Raw genomic sequence first — 18,667 nt, 5'->3', positions numbered from 1 at the left:
GGATAAAGAGGGGTGATATTTTTCTTGTCGCGTATAAACCGCAGCCAGCGATTTCTGGCCCGGTAAAGTTCAAACAGTCTGGCGCGTGCGCAGCTTTTTTATTTCAGCAATTCGAGTTATTGCCGTCTATATTAAATTAGCCTGGATTGCACAGATCGCGACGCTTATATGAAAAATCTTTTTACGCTTGGCCTGCAGCAGGTACAACAGGAATTAATCGCCCTGCAGACGCCGGGATTTTACTGGATAACCTGTCAGCGGCCCGAAGACGCACGAACACTGTTACGTCAGGTGGTTAGCCAGCAAAAGGCGGCCACGCTGGTGAGCGCGGATGAACCCCCGCAGGCGCTGTTAACGCCCGATCCGCCCGGCGGTCCGGCGCGTATTCCCTTATTTTCGCTGCCTGCCAATAAAGCCAGCCTGCAACATCTGGCCAGCGATATGGCGCGCGTAATGAATAAACGTAGCGGTCTGGTCATGTTTTATAGTCAGGCGGCGCTGTGGAACAAATTAACCCCGGATGAACTGACCGTGTGGATAAAAGGCTTGCGCCGGGTTCTGTTAAAAAAACAAATGACGCTGCTAATGATCACCTGCGGAACCGCAATTATTCCCCTGCGCAATCATCTGCAGCGTTATTTTCGTCAGCTTGATGGTGTCGCCCATTTAGAATTTCAGCAGGATAGCTGGCAATATCGAATTAACTGGTGGTACTCGGCCGATAAATTGCTGGCCGACCGCGCTATCCGCCTGAACTGTATTGATAATCAGTTTATTGCGCAGGCTGAAGCCGCCGCGTCGCAGCCGCTGAGCCTCAATGATGAAAACCAGTTTCTGGCACAGCAGGATGTGCTGGAAGGGGCGCCGCCGCTTTCCGCGCAGTGGCAACTGTTCAGCGATAACGAGAGCGTGTATGCGCGCGGGCAGCAGGCCAACGCCGCCACGGTCATCTTTAGCCTGGCCCATAATCAGGATGTGCCGACTCTGGCGAGCATGGTCCATGGTTTGCGGCGCTCGCGTGGCAACGCGCTGAAAATCGTGGTGCGGGAACTCGGTACCAGCCTGCGCTACAGTGATGAACGTTTGCTGCTGGCGTGCGGCGTTAACAGCATTGTCCCAACGGCGGCGCCGCTGTCGCGCTTGCTGACTACACTGGAAGGCGTGCAGGGCCAGCAGTTTACCCGCCACGTGCCGGCCGATCTGCCGGCGCTGGTGCAGGCGCTACAGCCGCTGCAGCAGAAAGGCTATTTGCCGCTGGAGCGTTTCTGTGCGGCGGTACAGCAGTTGATGAACAATATGCTTCTGCCTGAAAACGATAAAGGGCTTATGGTGGCGCTGCGCCCGGTGCCGCAGCTGTCGCCGCCGCAGGTGCTGACGCTGTGTAAACCGCGTCGTTTTGGCGATTTGGTGACGCTGGTCGACGATCGGCTCTATTTATTCCTCTCTTCCTGCCGCTTTAACGACCTGGACATTGCCCTGAAATCGATATTTTCCCTGCCGCACGACGAGCTGTTCAGCAATCGCATGGTGTGGTTTGCCGACAATCAGATTTTGTCGGAGGTGAATAAAGTGCGGCAGCTGACGCCGGTGGCGCAGTTCGAACCGCTCACGGTACCGGCCGCTGCGCAACCAGCCGCGCCGGCAGCGGCCGCGCCGCGCGGTCCTCAGACGCCGCAGCCGATCATCATTGACCTCGGGGAGCCGCACGTATGACGCTGATGGATGGTGTGCAGGTGGCGATCCTGCTGTTACTGATTTTACTGTTCCTGAAATCGCTGTGGCGACGCTGGCTGCCGCAGCGCAGCACCAGCCTGCTGATGCGCCTGTTACCTGCCCGCGCCCTCAAATCGGAAGGGCAGTGGCAACGCCAATCGACCAAAACGGATAAACATGGATAACACACCTTCGACGCTGCACGCGGCGCGCTGGCGCGGCCTCGGCGGCTGGAACTTTTACTTTCTGATCAAATTTGGTCTGTTGTGGTACGGCTATCTCAACTTCCATGCACTGAGTAATCTGGTGTTTCTGGCATGGTTGCTGTTTCCGCTGAAGTCAGCGCGGCTGCATCGTCTGCGCCAGTGGATTTCGCTGCCGATTGGCTTCGCGCTGTTCTGGCACGATACCTGGCTGCCGGGTCTGAACTCGCTGCTCAGCCAGGGCAGCCAGGTGGCGGGATTCTCGCCGGCCTATCTGCTGGATTTGCTGCAGCGCTTTATTAACTGGGAAATGATCGGCGCGGCCTTTGTGCTGCTGGTGATTTACCTGTTCGTGGCGCAGTGGATTCGCGTCACCGTGCTGGTGTCACTGGCGCTGATCTGGCTGAACGTACTGACGCTCGCCGGCCCGGCGGTCAGCCTGCTGCCCAGCAAAGCCGCCGCACCGCCGGTGGCGCTGAATGACAAACCGGCCGCCAGCCCGGCCGCGGCGGGACTCGATCAAAGCGCGCCGCCCACCAGCGCCAACCTCACCGCGTGGCTGAATCGCTTTTACGACAGCGAACGCCAGCGCGTCACGCACTTCCCGGATGCGCTGCCCGCCGATTCGCAGCCGTTCGATATTCTGGTGATCAACATCTGTTCGCTGGCGTGGTCAGACATTGATGTGGCGCAGCTGCGTGACCATCCGCTGTGGAAGCACTTTGATATCGTGCTGAACAACTACAACTCCGCCACCGGCTACAGCGGTCCGGCCGGTATTCGCCTGCTGCGCGCCAGCTGCGGCCAGACCTCACACAGTAACCTGTATAAAGCCACCGACCAGCGCTGCTATCTGTTTGATAATCTGGCGAAGCTGGGCTTTAAGCAGCAGCTGATGATGGACCATACCGGCGTGTTCGGTAACTACCTCAAAGAGCTGCGCGAGGACGGCAACATGCAGGCGCCGCTGATGTCGCAGGCCGGGATTGCGCCGGAGCTGACGTCTTTTGATGGTTCGCCGGTGTACAACGACGGGCAGCTGATGCAGCGCTGGCTTGATGACCGCAGCAAAAGCAGCGATGCGCGCAGCGCCACCTTCTACAACCTGATTCCGCTGCACGACGGTACGCGCGAGCTGGGCAGCACCCGCACCGCCGAGTGGCAGCCGCGCGCACGGGTACTGTTCGACCAGCTCGATACCTTCCTGACCAATCTGGAAAAGTCGGGACGCCGGGTGATGGTGCTGGTGGTGCCGGAGCACGGTGCGGCACTGCAGGGGGATAAAATGCAGATGTCCGGGCTGCGCGACATTCCGAGCCCGGGCATCACCCACGTGCCGGTTGGCATCAAATTCGTCGGCATGAAAGCCCCGCATCAGGGCCAGCCGCTGACCATTGATACGCCGCTCAGCCTGCTGGCCATCTCGGAACTGGTGTCGCGGGTGGTGGACGGTCAGGTCTTCAACGCACCGAACGTCAACATGTCGGTGCTGGCGGATAACCTGCCGCAGACGCCGGTGGTGTCGGAAAATGATAACGCCGTCGTGATGATGTATCAGGGCAAACCGTGGATTCGCCTTAACGGCGGCGACTGGGTAGCCTATCCGCAGTAAAACCTGAGCGGCAAACGGTGCGGGCTGGCGCGCACCGTTTTGTCTCTGCGCCGCTAATGGCTGACAAAATGCTGAAACAGCGCGCAAAGCGGGGCAGTTGCGTGATTTTCGCCTTTATCCCGGCGCAAAAAAATGCTGACCTGGGATATACTTGCTGCGCATTCCGGCAACTGTCACGGCCCCCGGCGGCCAGGAGAGGTTTTGTTGCGCGTCAGTCGTTCGTTAACGATAAAGCAGATGGCCACCGTGTCCGCCGTGGCGCTGGTCACCATCTGTATTTTTATCGTCATCCAGTTATTCCATTTTGTGCAGCAGCGCAGGGTGGATTACGCCCAGCAGATGGAGAACGTCGCGCATACCGTGCGCCAGCCGCTGTCCGAAGCGGTGCTCAAAGCCGATATCCCGCAGGCCGAACGCATTCTGAATACCCTTAAGCCGGCGGGCATTCTGTCGCGCGCCGATGTGGTGCTGCCGAACGCCTTCCAGGCGCTGCACGCCGACTTCGCGCCGGAGAAACCGGTGCCGCGCTTTGTCGCCCGGCTGTTCGAACTGCCGGTGCAGATTACGCTGCCGCTCTATTCGGTCGAGCGCAGCGGGCTGCCGAAGCCGATTGCCTATCTGGTGCTGCAGGCTGATTCGTCGCGCGTTTATCAGTTCCTGCTCAGCACGCTGTCCACCATGATCACCACCTATCTGCTGCTGGCGCTGATTCTGTCCGTGGCGATCAGCTGGTGTATCAACCGGCTGATCGTGCATCCGCTGCGTAATATTTCGCGTGAGCTGCAGGAGCTGCCGCCGCCCGCCATTCTCACCCATAAGCTGACGCTGCCGCACAATCATCGCGACGATGAGATCGGCATGCTGATTCGCAGCTACAACCGCAACCAGCAGGTGCTGGAGTCGATTCACGATGAGATGAGCCGGCTGACCACCCATTTCGCGGTGACCGATTTGCCCAACCGCGCGCTGTTTCTGGCGCTGCTTGATCAGCACATCCGCCATCGCCACAGCCAGCAGCCGTGGGGGCTGATGGTGATCCGCATCGAAACCCTGCAGGAAGCCAATGGCGTCCTGAGCGATGAGCAGCGCGATACGCTGATGCTGACGCTGGTGGAAAAAATCCGCAGTACCATTGATGACCATACGCTGCTGGCACAGACCGGACCGAGTGACTTTGCGCTACTGATGAAGCGTGCGCACAACCCGTTTCGCGCCATGCGGCTGGCGCGCAACCTGATGCTACGCATCAACCAGCCGGTGAACCTGTATCAGCTGCAGCTGCGCCCTAACGCCAGCATTGGCCTGGCGCTGCACGATGACAACACCGTGTCCGCAGGCGAACAGCTGGCGCGCGCCACGTCGGCGATGATGTCGGCGCGCCATCAGGGTAAAAACCAGATTCTGTTCTTTGACCCGGCGCTGACCGAGCGGGCGCAGAAGCGCTTAACCCAGGAGCACGACATCCTGCAGGGCCTGCAGGATGGCCAGTTTGCGCTCTATCTGCAGCCGCAAATCAATATGGCCACCGGCGAGCTGGCCGGCGCAGAAGCGCTGCTGCGCATGCGAATGCCGGACGGCAGCTATGGTTTATCCGAAGAGTTCATCGCCAGTGCCGAAGAGATTGGCGTCATCTCCGCGCTCGGCCGCTGGGTATTTGAAGAAGCGTGCCGCATTATCGCTGGCTGGCAGCGCCACGGCATCAATCTGCCGCTCAGCGTGAATATCTCCGCAGTACAGCTGCGCGATGCCAGCGTGGTGAGCCATCTGCAGGGGCTGCTGGAGCGCCACCGCATTGCGCCGGGTAACTTCGTGCTGGAGATCACCGAAACCGCGCAGATTGGCGATGCTGAACAGGCGATGGCGCTGCTGCGCTCGCTGCAGCAAACCGGGGTGGCGGTCGCGCTGGATGATTTCGGCATGGGCTACTCCAACCTCAACTACCTGCATCAGTTCAAAGCGCTGCCGGTTAATAAGCTAAAAATGGATCGCAGTTTTGTCGCCGCGCTGCCGGATGATGACACCATGGTGCGCATCGTGGCGGCGATTGCCGATATCATCCACCTCGACGTGATAGCCGAAGGCGTCGAAACTGCCGAGCAGCGCGACTGGCTGCTGGCGCGCGGAATTACCATTGGGCAGGGCTACTTATATGCTGAAGCCCTGCCGTTATCGGTGTTTAACCAGCGCTGGCTGGCCAGCTCGTCACCGTCTGAATAATCACCTTATTTATTGATTTTCCTTGCAGAATTGCACTGTTATGGGATGCTGAAGCGTTTCAGTTCATAGTTAGAGTTTTGTAACTTTTGTAAGGAATGTAAGGGTATACTAATCCTGTTAACAGAGTGTTATTTTCCTCGCCATCGGTAAGGTCATACGCTTCCAGGCGGCTTGCCGCATGCGTTTCTCCATAACAATGGCGGTGAATGCCGTCTATACCTGGACACCTGTTATGAAACTGTTCAAAAGCCTCTACTTTCAGGTGCTGGTTGCCATCGGCATCGGCGTCCTGTTAGGCCACTACTACCCTGAGTTAGGCGCGCAAATGAAGCCGCTTGGCGATGGCTTCGTTAAGCTGATCAAGATGATCATCGCCCCCGTGATTTTCTGTACGGTGGTGACCGGTATTGCCGGCATGGAGAGCATGAAAGCAGTTGGACGGACCGGCGCAGTAGCGCTGCTCTATTTCGAAATTGTCAGCACCATCGCGCTGATTATCGGTCTGGTGGTGGTCAACGTGATCCAGCCGGGCGCGGGAATGAACGTCGATCCGGCGACGCTGGATGCCAAAGCGGTTGCGGTCTACGCGCAGCAGGCTGAGCAGCAGGGCGTGATTGCCTTCCTGCTGGACGTGATCCCGAACAGCGTGGTCGGTGCCTTCGCCAGCGGTAACATCCTGCAGGTGCTGCTGTTCGCTATCCTGTTCGGCTTTGCGCTGCATCGCCTCGGTAACGCCGGCACCGTGATGTTCAACGTCATCGAGAGCTTCTCGAAGGTGATTTTTGGCGTGATCAACATGATCATGCGTCTGGCGCCGATTGGTGCGTTCGGCGCCATGGCGTTCACCATCGGTAAATATGGCGTCGGATCGCTGGTGCAGCTCGGTCAGCTGATTATCTGCTTCTACATCACCTGCGTACTGTTCGTGGTGATTGTGCTGGGCATTATTGCCCGCTGGGCCGGCTTCAACATCTTTAAGTTTGTTGCCTACATCAAAGAAGAGCTGCTGATTGTACTGGGAACGTCTTCGTCCGAGTCGGCGCTGCCGCGCATGCTGGATAAGATGGAGAAGCTGGGCTGTAAGAAATCGGTGGTCGGGCTGGTGATTCCAACTGGCTACTCGTTCAACCTCGATGGCACGTCGATTTACCTGACCATGGCGGCGGTGTTTATCGCTCAGGCGACCAACGCCCACATGGATGTCTTCCACCAGATCACGCTGTTAGTGGTGCTGCTGCTCTCCTCCAAAGGCGCGGCAGGGGTGACCGGCAGTGGCTTTATCGTGCTGGCGGCAACGCTGTCGGCGGTGGGACATCTGCCGGTGGCCGGTCTGGCGCTGATTCTCGGCATTGACCGCTTCATGTCGGAAGCCCGTGCGCTCACCAACCTGGTGGGTAACGGTGTGGCGACTGTGGTGGTGGCGAAGTGGGTCGGCCAGCTCGATGAAGCGCAGATGAAAGCGACGCTTTCTTCAGCGAAAAAGGTCAATAACGCTTCACAGACCAGCGCGTAACCCTCTATTTGCGTTAATTTGTCGTGAAATGCCCGCTGTCGCTTGCCCTGACAGCGGGCATTTGCATAATAACCCCATTGATTTTTTTCCCGATTTTTTTCCTCGTCGCGCGACATCCTGGCCTTCCTGTGGTCAAAGAGTCTGTCGTTGAATAAACGTGGCGGCAGCCTGCCGCCGTGGTTCGCTGAAAAGCGGCCGCCTATGGCGCGCACGAGCGTTTATCTGTTTGAGTAGGGGTTCACATGCAGGGCACCAGAATTCGGCTTTTGGTTGGCGGATGGCTGCTTGCGGCATCTGGCTTCGGCGTCCACGCCGAAACACTTCAGCCTGATCCCGCCTGGCAGGAAGGCAAACTGGACAATGGTTTCAGCTGGCAGCTGCTGACCACACCACAACGTCCGAGCGATCGCATCGAGCTGCGCCTGATAGTTAATACCGGTTCGCTGGTGGAAAGCGCCCAGCAAACCGGGTTCAGTCATCTTTTACCGCGTCTGGCAATGGTGCATAACACCGCGCTGGATACCAATCAGCAGCGCGCACTGTGGCAACAGGCGATGGATCCGCAGCGACCGCTGCCGCCGGCCATCTCATCTTATGATTTCACCCAATACAATCTCAGCCTGCCGAACAACCGGCCGGAGCTGCTGAAAGAGGCGCTCAGCTGGCTGGCGGCCACCGCCGGTAAAATGACCATCAATGAGCAGGTGGTGTCGACCGCACTGACCGCCACCGATCCCATCGCAACCTGGCCGCCCAATACGCAGGATGTGTGGTGGCGCTATCGCCTGAAAGGGTCGACCATGCTGGCGCATGATCCGGGCGAACAGCCGCGTGCGCCGGTGGATATCGCGCAGCTTAATGCGTTTTACCAGCAGTGGTACACGCCGGACGGCATGACGCTGTACGTGGTGGGCAACGTGGATAGCCGCAGCATGGCGGAGCAGATCAACAAAGCGTTCTCGCCACTGCAAGGCAAACGGGTGGCGCCCGCGGCGCTGCCCACGCTGTCGCCGCTGCCGCATCAGCCAATCAACCTGGTTAACGGCGGCATGATGCAGGATCGCCTGTCGCTGGTGTGGGATACGCCATGGCAGCCAATCCGCGACTCGCAGAATCTGCAGCGCTACTGGCAGAGCGATCTGGCGCGCGAAGCGCTGTTCTGGCACGTCCAGCGCGCGCTGGCCGACAGCAAAGCGCAAAACGTGCAGGTTGGCTTCGACTGTCGCGTGCTGTATCAGCGTGCGCAGTGCGCCATTAACATGGATTCGCCTAACGCGTCGCTGGCGCAGAACCTGAACCAGGTGGCGCGTGAGCTGGCCACCGTGCGTGATAAAGGTCTGCCGCAGGAGGAGTTTGATGCGCTGATGGCGCAAAAGCTGCTGGAACTGAACAAACTGTTTGCCACCTACGCGCGCACCGACACCGATATTCTGATGGGGCAACGTTTGCGCTCGCAGCAGAATTCCGTGGTGGATATCGCGCCGGAGCAGTACCAGAAACTGCGTCAGGCGTTTCTCAGTGAGTTAACGCGCGACCAGCTCAACCAGGAGTTGCGCCAGCAGTTAACGCAGGAGCTGACCATGGTGCTGATTCAGCCGCAGGGTGAGCCCGAAACCAACGTCAGGATGCTGCAGGACAGCTGGGACAAGGTGATGAAGGTTCCGGATGCGCCTGCCGCCGCCGCTACCCCGGATGAGGCTAAACCCGAAAATAATGGCAGCGCGAGCGCGACCGATCAGGCTCAACCCTCGTCATGACCCAGGGCGCATGAATCCCCGCAATAAGGTGCGCTGCAGTAAGGCGGCACGGGTGTCATCCTCAGAAGCTTACGTAAGCGACCGGGATGAACGCGCGCCGCCAGCGCCGCTGCGGTTCAACGTAGCAGGGGCATCAGGTCTTTGCGCGCAGCCATTCGGTCACCAGCATCGGCCAGCTGGCCAGCGGCAGATCCGCCACGCCACGAATCCCAAAGCCGTGGCCGCCTTTCTGATAAAAGTGAATTTCCGCCGGCACCTTGTGCTCCCGCAGGGCACTAAAAAACACCATGCTGTTATTAACGGAAACCGTCTCATCGTCAGCGGCGTGGATCAGCAGCGTCGGCGGCGTCTGGCCGTGCACGCGCGTCTCCAGCGAATAAGCATCAATGCTTTTCTGATCCGGCCACGCGCCCAGCAGGCGGGTGCGTGAACTTTCATGCGCCAGACCGTCGCGCATGCTGATGACCGGATAGAGCAGCACCATTGCATCAGGCCGCGGTGACAGGCTGTCGGCCTGATCCTGCAGCGGATAGATTTTTTCGCCAAAGCGGGTGCCGAGGCTGGCGGCCACGTGTCCGCCGGCGGAAAAGCCCATCATCACGATGTACTTACCGTTCAGGCCGCGCTGTGAGCGCTCGCGCAGCACGCGCACCGCACGCTGGGCATCGGCCAGCGGCGCATCCGGTCCTTCATGATGGCCGTCGTACGGCAGGCGATAGGTCATTACCGCCAGCGTGTAGCCCATCGAGGTGAAAAAGGTGGCGAGGGCGCTGCCTTCGCGGTCGATCAGTACGCGCTGATACCCGCCGCCCGGTGCCACCAGCAGGGTGATACCGTTTGAGGTTTCCGGATGCCAGATCGCCATCTCCGGGCAGCGCACACCGGTGGCGGCGCGGTCGTAAGGTTCGAACTCTCTGGCCAAATCGACGATCTGCGGCTGAGCGCGCGAGTCACTCGCGCCTGGCGCGTCGCCGTGCGGCCAGATATTGATAATTTCTGTGTGCATAAATCTGTCCTGAGCGAGTCATGTTGTCGTTATTGTGTTCGCGGTCGACCTGACAGCTTCCTGCTGTGGTTGATTAAAACATGGTCTTTTTTCGCGCGATCGTCCAGCCGAAAACCGCCGGCGTCGCCAGTTTCGGACTATGCCTGGCGGTCGGGTTTATCGTCGTAATGCATTGAATTTAAATCAGTCTGATTAGCGGCATTTAAGTGGTGAGCGTCAGGCAGAGAGGAGGCTGGATGGCGTGCGTCGTTAGTAAAAATTGCCCGGTGAATCTGCGTCATTAAGCCAAATTTTCGCGGTGATATTTTTCAGCGTAATAATCAATTTCTCGTCAGGGCAGAGGGGAAATTGTCGCGACGCGCAGCAGGCAGCGCGGCGCGACAATCGTGTGCGGTGTTAAACGGTTTTTGGCATCGCGCTGGGCGGAATAATCGCGCCGCGATGCTGGATCACCGTACTGGCGGTGAGATGGCCGCGCGCTGCGGCCTGCTCCACGCTGCCACCCGCGAGGCGCACCGCCAGATAACCGGCGCTGAAGGAGTCACCTGCGGCGGTGGTATCGACAATCTGCGCCGGAGCCAGTTTGATGGCCGCAACGTCCCGCAGCGGCTCGTCGCCGCACGCTACCAGGCAGGAGTCGGCACCACGTTTGATCACAATCTCCTGCACGCCGGCGGCGCGCGTGCGCGCAATCACGTCCCCCAGCGGCTGTTCGCCCCACAGCAGGTGTTCATCATCCAGCGTCAGGAAGGCGATATCGGTGTGGCGTAGCATCGCCGCATACGCCTGCTGCGCACTGGCGCTATCCGCCCACAGACGCGGCCGGTAGTTGTTGTCAAAAATCACGGTGCCACCGTTTTGCCGGCAGGCACTGAGCAGAGCCATCAGCTTTTCGCGGCTGGCCTCAGGCAGAATCGCCAGGCTGATGCCGCTCAGGTAGAGATAGTCGTAATGCGCCAGCTGCTGACAGATGGCCCCGGCCTGCGGGCTATCCAGCCAGAAGCGCGCGGCAGCATCGCTGCGCCAGTACCAAAAGGTGCGCTCGCCGTGGGCATCGGTTTCGATGAAGTAAAGCCCGGGCATTTTGTCCGGCAGGCGCTGCACCAGCTGCGTGTGCACCTGCTCCTGCTGCCAGGCCGCGATCATCTGGTCGCTGAAGCTGTCGGTGCCAAGCGCGGTGACATACTCCACACGCAGCTGGCTGGAATCGCTCTGCCGTGCCAGATAGACCGCGGTATTCAGCGTATCGCCGCCAAAGCCGCGTTTGATGTTCTCACCTTTTTCGGACAGCTCAATCATGCATTCGCCAATAATGGCGATGGTTTTCTGCGTCATGGTGTTTGGCCTGTAGTGAATGCTGCGCTCTAGTCTCGCGTCTGGTATGGCAGTCGTCAATGCTTTTTAAAACGCTGTTTTAATTTGCCTTAAGGCGTAAAACCGCGCTTCTGCACCGATTTAGCGGCCAAACCGGGGGTTGTTTTGCCGATTAAGCCGCAGACACGCTGCTAGACTCAACAGCTCGTGTGGCTGCGCAGACCAATAAAGTTATCCAGGGGAGAGCCGATACTTGCCACTGAGATGCTATTTGCAGGCACTCAATACCAACCAGGAAAACACCATGGTGATGAAGAATTTGAGTCATCGGCTGCCTTTTTCTCCCGAACTTGAGCAACAACAGGAAACCCGTCTCTACTGGCAGCAGTGCCAACGGTGCTACACTTTCCAGCCGATTTACCAGGTTTCTGGCCGCTTACTGGCTATTGAACTGCTTACCGCCGTGGTGCATCCCGCCGCACCGGAGCAAAACGTGTCACCCGAAGACTATTTCGAGGCGTTGACCATTGCCCAGCGTCTCGACATCGTCCAGGAGCAGCTTGAACTGTTATTACAGTGGGCTTCCTTCTTCAGCCAGCGTCAGCTGGTGGCCTCCGTCAATATTGATGGGCCCACGTTACTGGCCATTCAGCAGCATGCGCCCGTGCGCGCGCTGATCGTTCAGCTGCCGTGGGTGCGCTTCGAACTGACCGAGCACCACGCGCTGCCGCAGGAAGAGATGGTGGCACAGATGCCGGAGCTGGGCCCGCTGTGGCTGGATGACTTTGGGTCCGGCATGGCCAACTTCTCCGCGCTGACCGAACTGCGCTACGACTACATCAAGCTCTCGCGCGAGCTGTTTATGCTGCTGCGCGCCAGTGATGAAGGGCGCTCGCTGTTCTCCATGCTGCTGGCGCTGATTAACCGTTACTGTAACGGCGTGATCGTCGAAGGGGTGGAAAACGAGGAGGAGTGGCAGCAGGTACGCAACTCGCCCGCCATGGCCGCACAGGGCTATTATTTTTCACGTCCGCTGCCGTTTAACCAGCTGGAAAACCTGGTACTTGAGCTTCCGTAATTCCGTTCTGCCGCGTCTCGACTATCTTTAAGGAGACGTGGAAGGGCAAGGAGGAGGCAAAATGTCGCGTACAGGAAAAATAATTAGCTGGGTGGTCGGGATTTTATTGTTGCTGGTTGTGGTGGTCGTGGTGATTATCGCCACCTTTGACTGGAACCGCCTGAAGCCAACCATCAACCAGAAAGTCTCGGCAGAACTGAACCGACCGTTCGCTATTCGCGGCGATCTTGGCGTGGCCTGGGTGCGCAATCGCGAAGAGCCAGGCTGGCGCAGCTGGGTACCGTGGCCGCAGGTGCACGCTGACGATGTCATGCTCGGTAATCCGCCCAGCGTGCCGGAAGTGACAATGGTGCATTTGCAGCGGGTGGAAGCCACGCTGGCGCCGCTGGCGCTGCTGCACAAAGAGATTTACCTGCCGTGGATTAAGATGCAGCAGCCGGATGCGCGACTGGTGCAGACCGCCGACAAGAAAAATAACTGGACCTTCAACCTCGCCAGCAGCGAAAACAGCGACCCCAACGCGCCGCCTTCGGCATGGTCATTCCGCCTTGATAACATCCTGTTCGATCAGGGACAGCTGCGCTATCGCGACGCCATCAACAAAGCCGATGTCACGGTAAAGATCAATCCGCTGGGCAAACCGGTGCCGTACGCGCAGGTCGCGGGCGGCAACGACCAGCAAAAAGGGGCCGGCGATTTTGTGTTTGGCTGGCAGGCAAGCGGGACCTACAACAACCAGAAACTCGATGGCGACGGTAAGATTGGCGGTATGTTGTCGCTGCGCAGCAAAACCACGCCGTTCCCGTTGCAGCTCGACGTACGCAATGGCACCACACGTGTGCGCGTGGATGGCACCCTGCAGGATCCGCTCAATCTCGGCGGGCTGGATGTGCGGCTGCGCTTCTCCGGCGACACGCTGGCAAATCTGTACGGCTTAACCGGCGTGCTGCTGCCGGACACGCCACCGTATGAAACTGACGGCCATCTGATTGCGCGTTTCAACGAAGAGAAAGGGCCGCTGTTCCGCTACGAAAAATTCAACGGTCATATTGGTGACAGCGATATTCACGGTTCGCTCAGCTACCGTCAGGGCAAACCGCGTCCGACGCTGAGCGGCGAGCTGACGTCGAACCAGCTGCGTATGGCGGACCTTGGGCCGCTGATTGGGGTTAACTCCGGCAAAGGCAGTGAAAAAACGGCGCAGGCCAAAGCGCAGCGCGGTGAGGCCAGCACCCAGCCGGCGGATCGCGTGTTGCCACATGACAAGTTCGATACCAAAAACTGGGATGTGATGGATGCTGACGTGAAGTTCAGCGGCAAGCGTATCGAGCACAGCAGCAAGCTGCCGCTCAGCGATCTCTATACCCATCTGCAGCTGAAAAATGGCGACCTGCTGCTGGATCCGCTGCGCTTCGGCATGGCCGGCGGCAGCATTAATTCGACCATCCATCTGGAGGGCGATCGCTCACCGATGCGCGGCCGCGCCGACCTGCATGCGCGCAAGCTGCAACTGCGTCAGCTGTTCCCGGATGTCACCGCCATGCAGCGTAGTCTCGGCCAGCTCAACGGGGATGCCAGTCTGACCGGCACCGGCAATTCGGTGGCCGACCTGCTGGGCACCAGCAATGGCGAGCTGAAACTGTTGATGAACGATGGCCTGATCAGCCGCAGCCTGATGGAGATTGCCGGGCTGAACGTTGGTAACTATGTGGTGGGTAAACTGTTTGGCGACGATGAGGTGCGCATCAACTGTGCCGCGACCGACCTGAATATCCGTCAGGGACTGGCGACGCCGCGGCTGTTCGTGTTCGATACCGAGAACGCGGTGATCAACGTTACCGGCAACGCTAACTTTGCTAATGAGCGCTTGGATCTGTCGATCAATCCGGAGAGCAAGGGCATTCGTATCATTACGCTGCGTTCGCCGCTGTATGTGCGCGGCACCTTCAAAAACCCGGATGCCGGAGTCAAAGCCGGTCCGCTGCTGGCGCGCGGTGCCGCAGCCGTCGCGCTGGGGGCGGTGGTCGCGCCGGCAGCTGCACTGCTGGCGCTGATTTCGCCGAGCGACACCGATGACAATCAGTGCAGCAACGTACTCCAGCAGATGAAAAGCAAAAAGTGATCAGTTACGCCACAGCACTTTGATGATGTGGTAGCCAAAAGCGGTTTTCACCGGTCCGTAAGGTTGCAGCAGCGGGCAGGTGAACACCGCTTTATCAAATGCCAGCACCATCTGCCCTTTGCGAAACTCCCCCAGATCGCCCCCGTTACGCCCGGACGGGCAGGTCGAGTGTTTTTTTGCCAGTTGCTGAAAGTTCGCGCCTTTTTCCAGCTGCGCCAGCAGCGCTTTCGCCTGCGCTTCCTGTTTCACCAGGATATGTAAAGCCGCCGCGGTTTTCGCCATGATGGTGTTCCCGTTATGTATAATGTGCGACGCATTATATCCCCGTCATACTTCAAATTGCAGATGCGTTGGCTGCGTGTGTTCGCTCCGGTCACTTACTATTGTAAGCTCCCGGAGACTCACCCACTTGCCGCCTTCCTGCAATTCGAACTATTTAGGGGATCGTCCCTGTTAAACGAATTGTTGAGTGAAATTACGTTATGCGTCTTAATCCCGGCCAACAACGTGCTGTCGAATTTGTCACCGGTCCCTGTCTGGTGCTGGCCGGTGCGGGCTCCGGTAAAACCCGCGTGATCACCAATAAAATCGCCCATCTGATCCGTGAATGCGGCTATCAGGCGCGCCATATCGCGGCGGTGACCTTCACCAACAAGGCGTCGCGCGAGATGAAAGAACGCGTGGCGCAAACGCTGGGACGCAAAGAGGCGCGCGGCCTGATGATCTCAACCTTCCACACGCTGGGCCTGGAGATCATCAAGCGCGAGTACAAGGCGCTCGGCATGAAATCGACCTTCTCGCTGTTCGACGATCAGGATCAGCTGGCGCTGCTTAAGGACCTGACCAAACAGTGGCTGGAAGAAGATAAAACCCTGTTGCAGCAGCTGATTTCTACCATCTCAAACTGGAAAAACGACCTCGTCGATCCGCAGGGCGCGGCCGGCCTCGCCAAATCGCAGCGCGACCAGATTTTTGCCCACTGCTACGCGCTGTACGATCAGCATCTGAAAGCCTGTAACGTGCTGGATTTCGACGATCTGATTCTGCTGCCGACCCTGCTGCTGCAGCGGAATCAGGAAGTGCGCGAACGCTGGCAACAGCGCATCCGCTATCTGCTGGTGGATGAGTATCAGGACACCAACACCAGCCAGTATGAGCTGGTGAAGTTGCTGGTCGGCGCCCGGGCGCGCTTTACCGTGGTCGGTGATGACGATCAGTCTATCTACTCGTGGCGCGGCGCGCGGCCGCAGAACCTGGTGCTACTGAAAGAGGATTTCCCGGCGCTGGAAGTGGTGAAGCTGGAGCAGAACTACCGCTCGACGCAGCGTATTCTTAAATGCGCCAATATCCTCATCGCCAACAATCCGCACGTGTTTGAAAAGCGGCTGTTCTCTGAGCTGGGCGAGGGCAGCGAGCTGAAAGTGCTGAGCGCCAACAACGAAGATCACGAAGCCGAGCGCGTGGCGGGCGAGCTGATTGCCCATCACTTTATCAATAAAACCCAGTACAAAGATTACGCGATTCTTTATCGCGGTAACCATCAGTCGCGCGTGTTTGAAAAGCTGCTGATGCAGAACCGTATTCCTTATCGCATCTCCGGTGGCACGTCGTTTTTCTCGCGGCCGGAAATCAAAGACTTGCTGGCCTATCTGCGCGTGCTGACCAATCCGGAAGATGACAGCGCGTTTCTGCGCATCGTAAACACGCCACGCCGCGAGATCGGCCCCGCGACGCTGCAGAAGCTGGGTGAGTGGGCCAATCTGCGCAACAAAAGCCTGTTTAACGCCAGCTTTGATATGGGGCTGGAACAGACGCTTTCCGGGCGTGGGCTGGAGCATCTGCAGCGCTTTACCCACTGGCTGAATGAAATCGTTCAGCTCACCGAGCGTGAACCGGTGAATGCGGTGCGCGACCTGATTCGCGGCATCGACTATGAAAGCTGGCTGTTCGAAACCTCCCCCAGCCCGAAAGCAGCGGAAATGCGCATGAAGAACGTCAATACGCTGTTTCAGTGGATGACCGAAATGCTGGAGGGCGACGAACTTAACGAGCCGATGACGCTGGCGCAGGTGGTGACGCGTTTTACCCTGCGCGACATGATGGAGCGCGGTGAGAGTGACGAAGAGCTCGATCAGGTCCAGTTGATGACGCTGCACGCCTCGAAAGGGCTGGAGTTCCCCTATGTCTATCTGGTGGGCATGGAAGAGGGGCTGCTGCCGCATCAGAGCAGTATCGATGAGGACAATATCGAAGAGGAGCGTCGCCTGGCCTACGTGGGCATCACCCGCGCGCAGAAAGAGCTGACTTTTACCCTGTGCCGCGAGCGCCGTCAGTACGGCGAGCTGGTGCGTCCGGAACCAAGCCGCTTCCTGCTGGAATTGCCGCAGGATGATGTGGCGTGGGAGCGTGAGAAAAAGGTGATCAGCGCCGAAGAGCGGGTGAAAACCGGGCAAACGCGTGTCGCCGGCTTACGTGCGATGCTGGAGAACGCGAAGAAGGGGTAATGGTTTCGTCACAGCCGCAAGACTGGCCTCTGGCGAAATCTGTTGCGCGCGCCGCAGAGGCAAAGCGCCCGGCAAAGCAAACTTCACTCGCGTAAAGGCGCAGTTGCCGGGCGTTTTCCAACGCAGCAGCAGCAGGTTCGATCAGGAAATCGTCAGCAGCCAGTGCACATACGACTGGTAATGGCTCTCCTGCTCCAGCAGCTCGGCGCGCAGCGGATGCGCAGCCAGCCAGCCTGCCGGCAGCGTCAGGTGCAGCGCATCATCATCCGCCTGCAGACGCACCGCCGGCAGCGTGTCGTCGCGCCGCCGGCTGGAGAAGATAATTGCCAGCCGCAGCAGACGGCTCAGCCGCTCTGCCATGCGCGGCGGCACGGCGTTTTGCTGCGTCAGCAGCGCCAGATCAATGCTGCCGCTCTGGTTCTGCAGCAGGCAGGCCAGCATTTTTTTCTGTGCGGGGGTGAAACCAGGAAGATCGAGATGGCGAATCAGATACGCGGCGTGCTGTGGTGCCTGGCGGAAATCGACGCTCAGGCCAATTTCGTGGATTGAACAGGCGCTGAGGAGTAAATCGCGACATCGCTGATCCAGCTTCCAGCTGCTGCTCACCTGACGGAAAAAGCTCTCTGCCAGCTGGCGCACGCGGCCCGCCTGCTCAACATCAATGGCGAAACGACGCTGAACGTTCTGCAGCGTGCGGCTGCGAATATCGCGGTCAATCGGCAGATGCAGCATGCCGTACACCAGCCCTTCGCGCAGTGCGCCGCCGGCCAGCGTCATGCTCTCAATGCTCAGCTCGTGGAAAATGGCGATCAGAATCGACAGGCCGCTGGGAAACACCAGCGCGCGCTCCAGCGTCAGCCCTTCAATCTCCAGCTCCTCCAGCTTGCCGCACTGAATGGCACGCTGTTTGAGCTGCTGCAGTTTGCTCAGAGTGATGCGCTCATCCATGCCCTGCGCCACCATGATCTCCTGCAGCGCCTGGACGGTGCCGGACGCGCCCACGCAAATCTGCCAGCCTTTCTCTCGCAGTGCCGGCGCAATCGGACGGATCATTTCACGTGCGGCCTGTTCGGCCTGGGCAAAGTTCTCTTTGGCGAGATGACGATCGCTGAAGAAGCGCTCCAGCCAGGTCACACAGCCCATCGACAGGCTAAACAGCGTCGTGGCGTGCGCACCTTCGCCGGTCACCAGCTCGGTGCTGCCGCCGCCGATATCGACCACCAGCCGCTGATCAGAGCCGCCGGTGGTGTGCGCAACACCCTGATAGATCAGGCGTGCTTCTTCCTCGCCGCTGATGACGTTCACCGCACAGCCGAGAATCTGTTCCGCCTGAGTCAGGAAATCCTGCGCGTTGCTGGCAATGCGCAGCGTGGCGGTTGCCACCACGCGGATTTGTTCCGGGGGAATGTCCTGCAACTGCTCGGAGAACAGACGCAGGCACTGCCAGCCGCGCTGCATCGCCTCAGCCGAGAGATGGTTGGCCGCATCAAGACCTGCCGCCAGACGCACCTTGCGTTTAATTCGCGCGACGGTCTGAATACTGCCGGACACTTCGCGCACCACCAACATATGAAAGCTGTTAGAACCTAAATCAATCGCAGCATAAAGTGACGATGCGCTTAGCATGT

Annotated in this window: 13 protein-coding genes; 9 read left to right on the top strand and 4 right to left on the bottom strand. The window is 59.0% G+C overall.

Translation table 11 applies throughout. The annotated features are described in order from the left end of the window. The first annotated feature begins 168 nt into the window (after window positions 1-168). From bcsE to FT726_RS02625, 6 genes are all read left to right on the top strand, one after another. Window positions 169-1,713, top strand: a complete 1,545-nt coding sequence (gene bcsE / locus FT726_RS02650) for a cellulose biosynthesis protein BcsE (RefSeq protein WP_288421172.1) — start codon at window positions 169-171, stop codon at window positions 1,711-1,713. After that, window positions 1,710-1,898, top strand: coding sequence for a cellulose biosynthesis protein BcsF (gene bcsF / locus FT726_RS02645; RefSeq protein WP_010617915.1), 189 nt, complete (start codon window positions 1,710-1,712; stop codon window positions 1,896-1,898). Before bcsE ends, bcsF begins: the two co-directional genes overlap by 4 nt. Next, window positions 1,891-3,528 (top strand): cellulose biosynthesis protein BcsG, encoded by a 1,638-nt coding sequence (gene bcsG / locus FT726_RS02640; protein ID WP_346302370.1) that lies wholly within the window; start codon window positions 1,891-1,893, stop codon window positions 3,526-3,528. The genes bcsF and bcsG overlap by 8 nt, the downstream gene beginning before the upstream one ends. A gap of 204 nt (window positions 3,529-3,732) precedes the next feature. After that, complete coding sequence (hmsP, locus tag FT726_RS02635; RefSeq protein ID WP_288421301.1) at window positions 3,733-5,745, top strand: biofilm formation regulator HmsP; 2,013 nt, start codon at window positions 3,733-3,735, stop codon at window positions 5,743-5,745. Window positions 5,746-5,977: 232 nt separating this feature from the next. Then, window positions 5,978-7,258, top strand: a complete 1,281-nt coding sequence (locus tag FT726_RS02630; RefSeq protein WP_031279619.1) for a dicarboxylate/amino acid:cation symporter — start codon at window positions 5,978-5,980, stop codon at window positions 7,256-7,258. 242 nt (window positions 7,259-7,500) lie between these two features. Continuing rightward, window positions 7,501-9,015, top strand: a complete 1,515-nt coding sequence (locus FT726_RS02625) for a pitrilysin family protein (RefSeq protein ID WP_260641735.1) — start codon at window positions 7,501-7,503, stop codon at window positions 9,013-9,015. 133 nt (window positions 9,016-9,148) lie between these two features. Here the strand turns inward: FT726_RS02625 and FT726_RS02620 are convergent, their stop codons facing one another. Together FT726_RS02620 and FT726_RS02615 are read right to left on the bottom strand one after the other, a co-directional pair. Continuing rightward, window positions 9,149-10,021 carry an alpha/beta hydrolase gene (locus tag FT726_RS02620; RefSeq protein ID WP_058758092.1) on the bottom strand — a complete coding sequence of 291 codons (873 nt, stop codon included), beginning with the start codon at window positions 10,019-10,021 and terminating at the stop codon, window positions 9,149-9,151. A gap of 396 nt (window positions 10,022-10,417) precedes the next feature. Further along, the gene (locus tag FT726_RS02615) at window positions 10,418-11,356 is read right to left on the bottom strand and encodes a sugar kinase (RefSeq protein WP_346302369.1); all 939 of its coding nucleotides are present in this window, start codon (window positions 11,354-11,356) and stop codon (window positions 10,418-10,420) included. A 283-nt stretch (window positions 11,357-11,639) separates the two neighbouring features. Between FT726_RS02615 and pdeH the strand changes: the two genes are divergently transcribed. Beyond that, entirely contained in the window at window positions 11,640-12,413 is a 774-nt protein-coding gene (gene pdeH / locus FT726_RS02610; protein WP_021506997.1) for a cyclic-guanylate-specific phosphodiesterase, read from the top strand. Window positions 12,414-12,474: 61 nt separating this feature from the next. Then, on the top strand, window positions 12,475-14,535 hold the full coding sequence (locus FT726_RS02605; RefSeq protein ID WP_058775505.1) for an AsmA family protein: 2,061 nt from the start codon (window positions 12,475-12,477) through the stop codon (window positions 14,533-14,535). On the opposite strand, the gene ppiC is transcribed toward FT726_RS02605, so the two are convergent. Further along, a complete protein-coding gene (gene ppiC, locus FT726_RS02600) occupies window positions 14,536-14,817 on the bottom strand; it encodes a peptidylprolyl isomerase PpiC (RefSeq protein ID WP_288421161.1) in 282 nt (93 codons plus the stop codon). Window positions 14,818-15,017: 200 nt separating this feature from the next. Between ppiC and rep the strand changes: the two genes are divergently transcribed. After that, window positions 15,018-17,039 (top strand): DNA helicase Rep, encoded by a 2,022-nt coding sequence (gene rep / locus FT726_RS02595; RefSeq protein WP_288421159.1) that lies wholly within the window; start codon window positions 15,018-15,020, stop codon window positions 17,037-17,039. 141 nt (window positions 17,040-17,180) lie between these two features. Here the strand turns inward: rep and ppx are convergent, their stop codons facing one another. Next, window positions 17,181-18,665, bottom strand: coding sequence for an exopolyphosphatase (ppx, locus tag FT726_RS02590; protein ID WP_031279616.1), 1,485 nt, complete (start codon window positions 18,663-18,665; stop codon window positions 17,181-17,183). Window positions 18,666-18,667 lie beyond the last annotated feature (2 nt).

The sequence above is a fragment of the Pantoea sp. Morm genome, from assembly GCF_016643525.1.
GTDB lineage: Bacteria > Pseudomonadota > Gammaproteobacteria > Enterobacterales > Enterobacteriaceae > Pantoea > Pantoea dispersa.
This window is presented reverse-complemented; position numbering and strand designations above follow the sequence as displayed.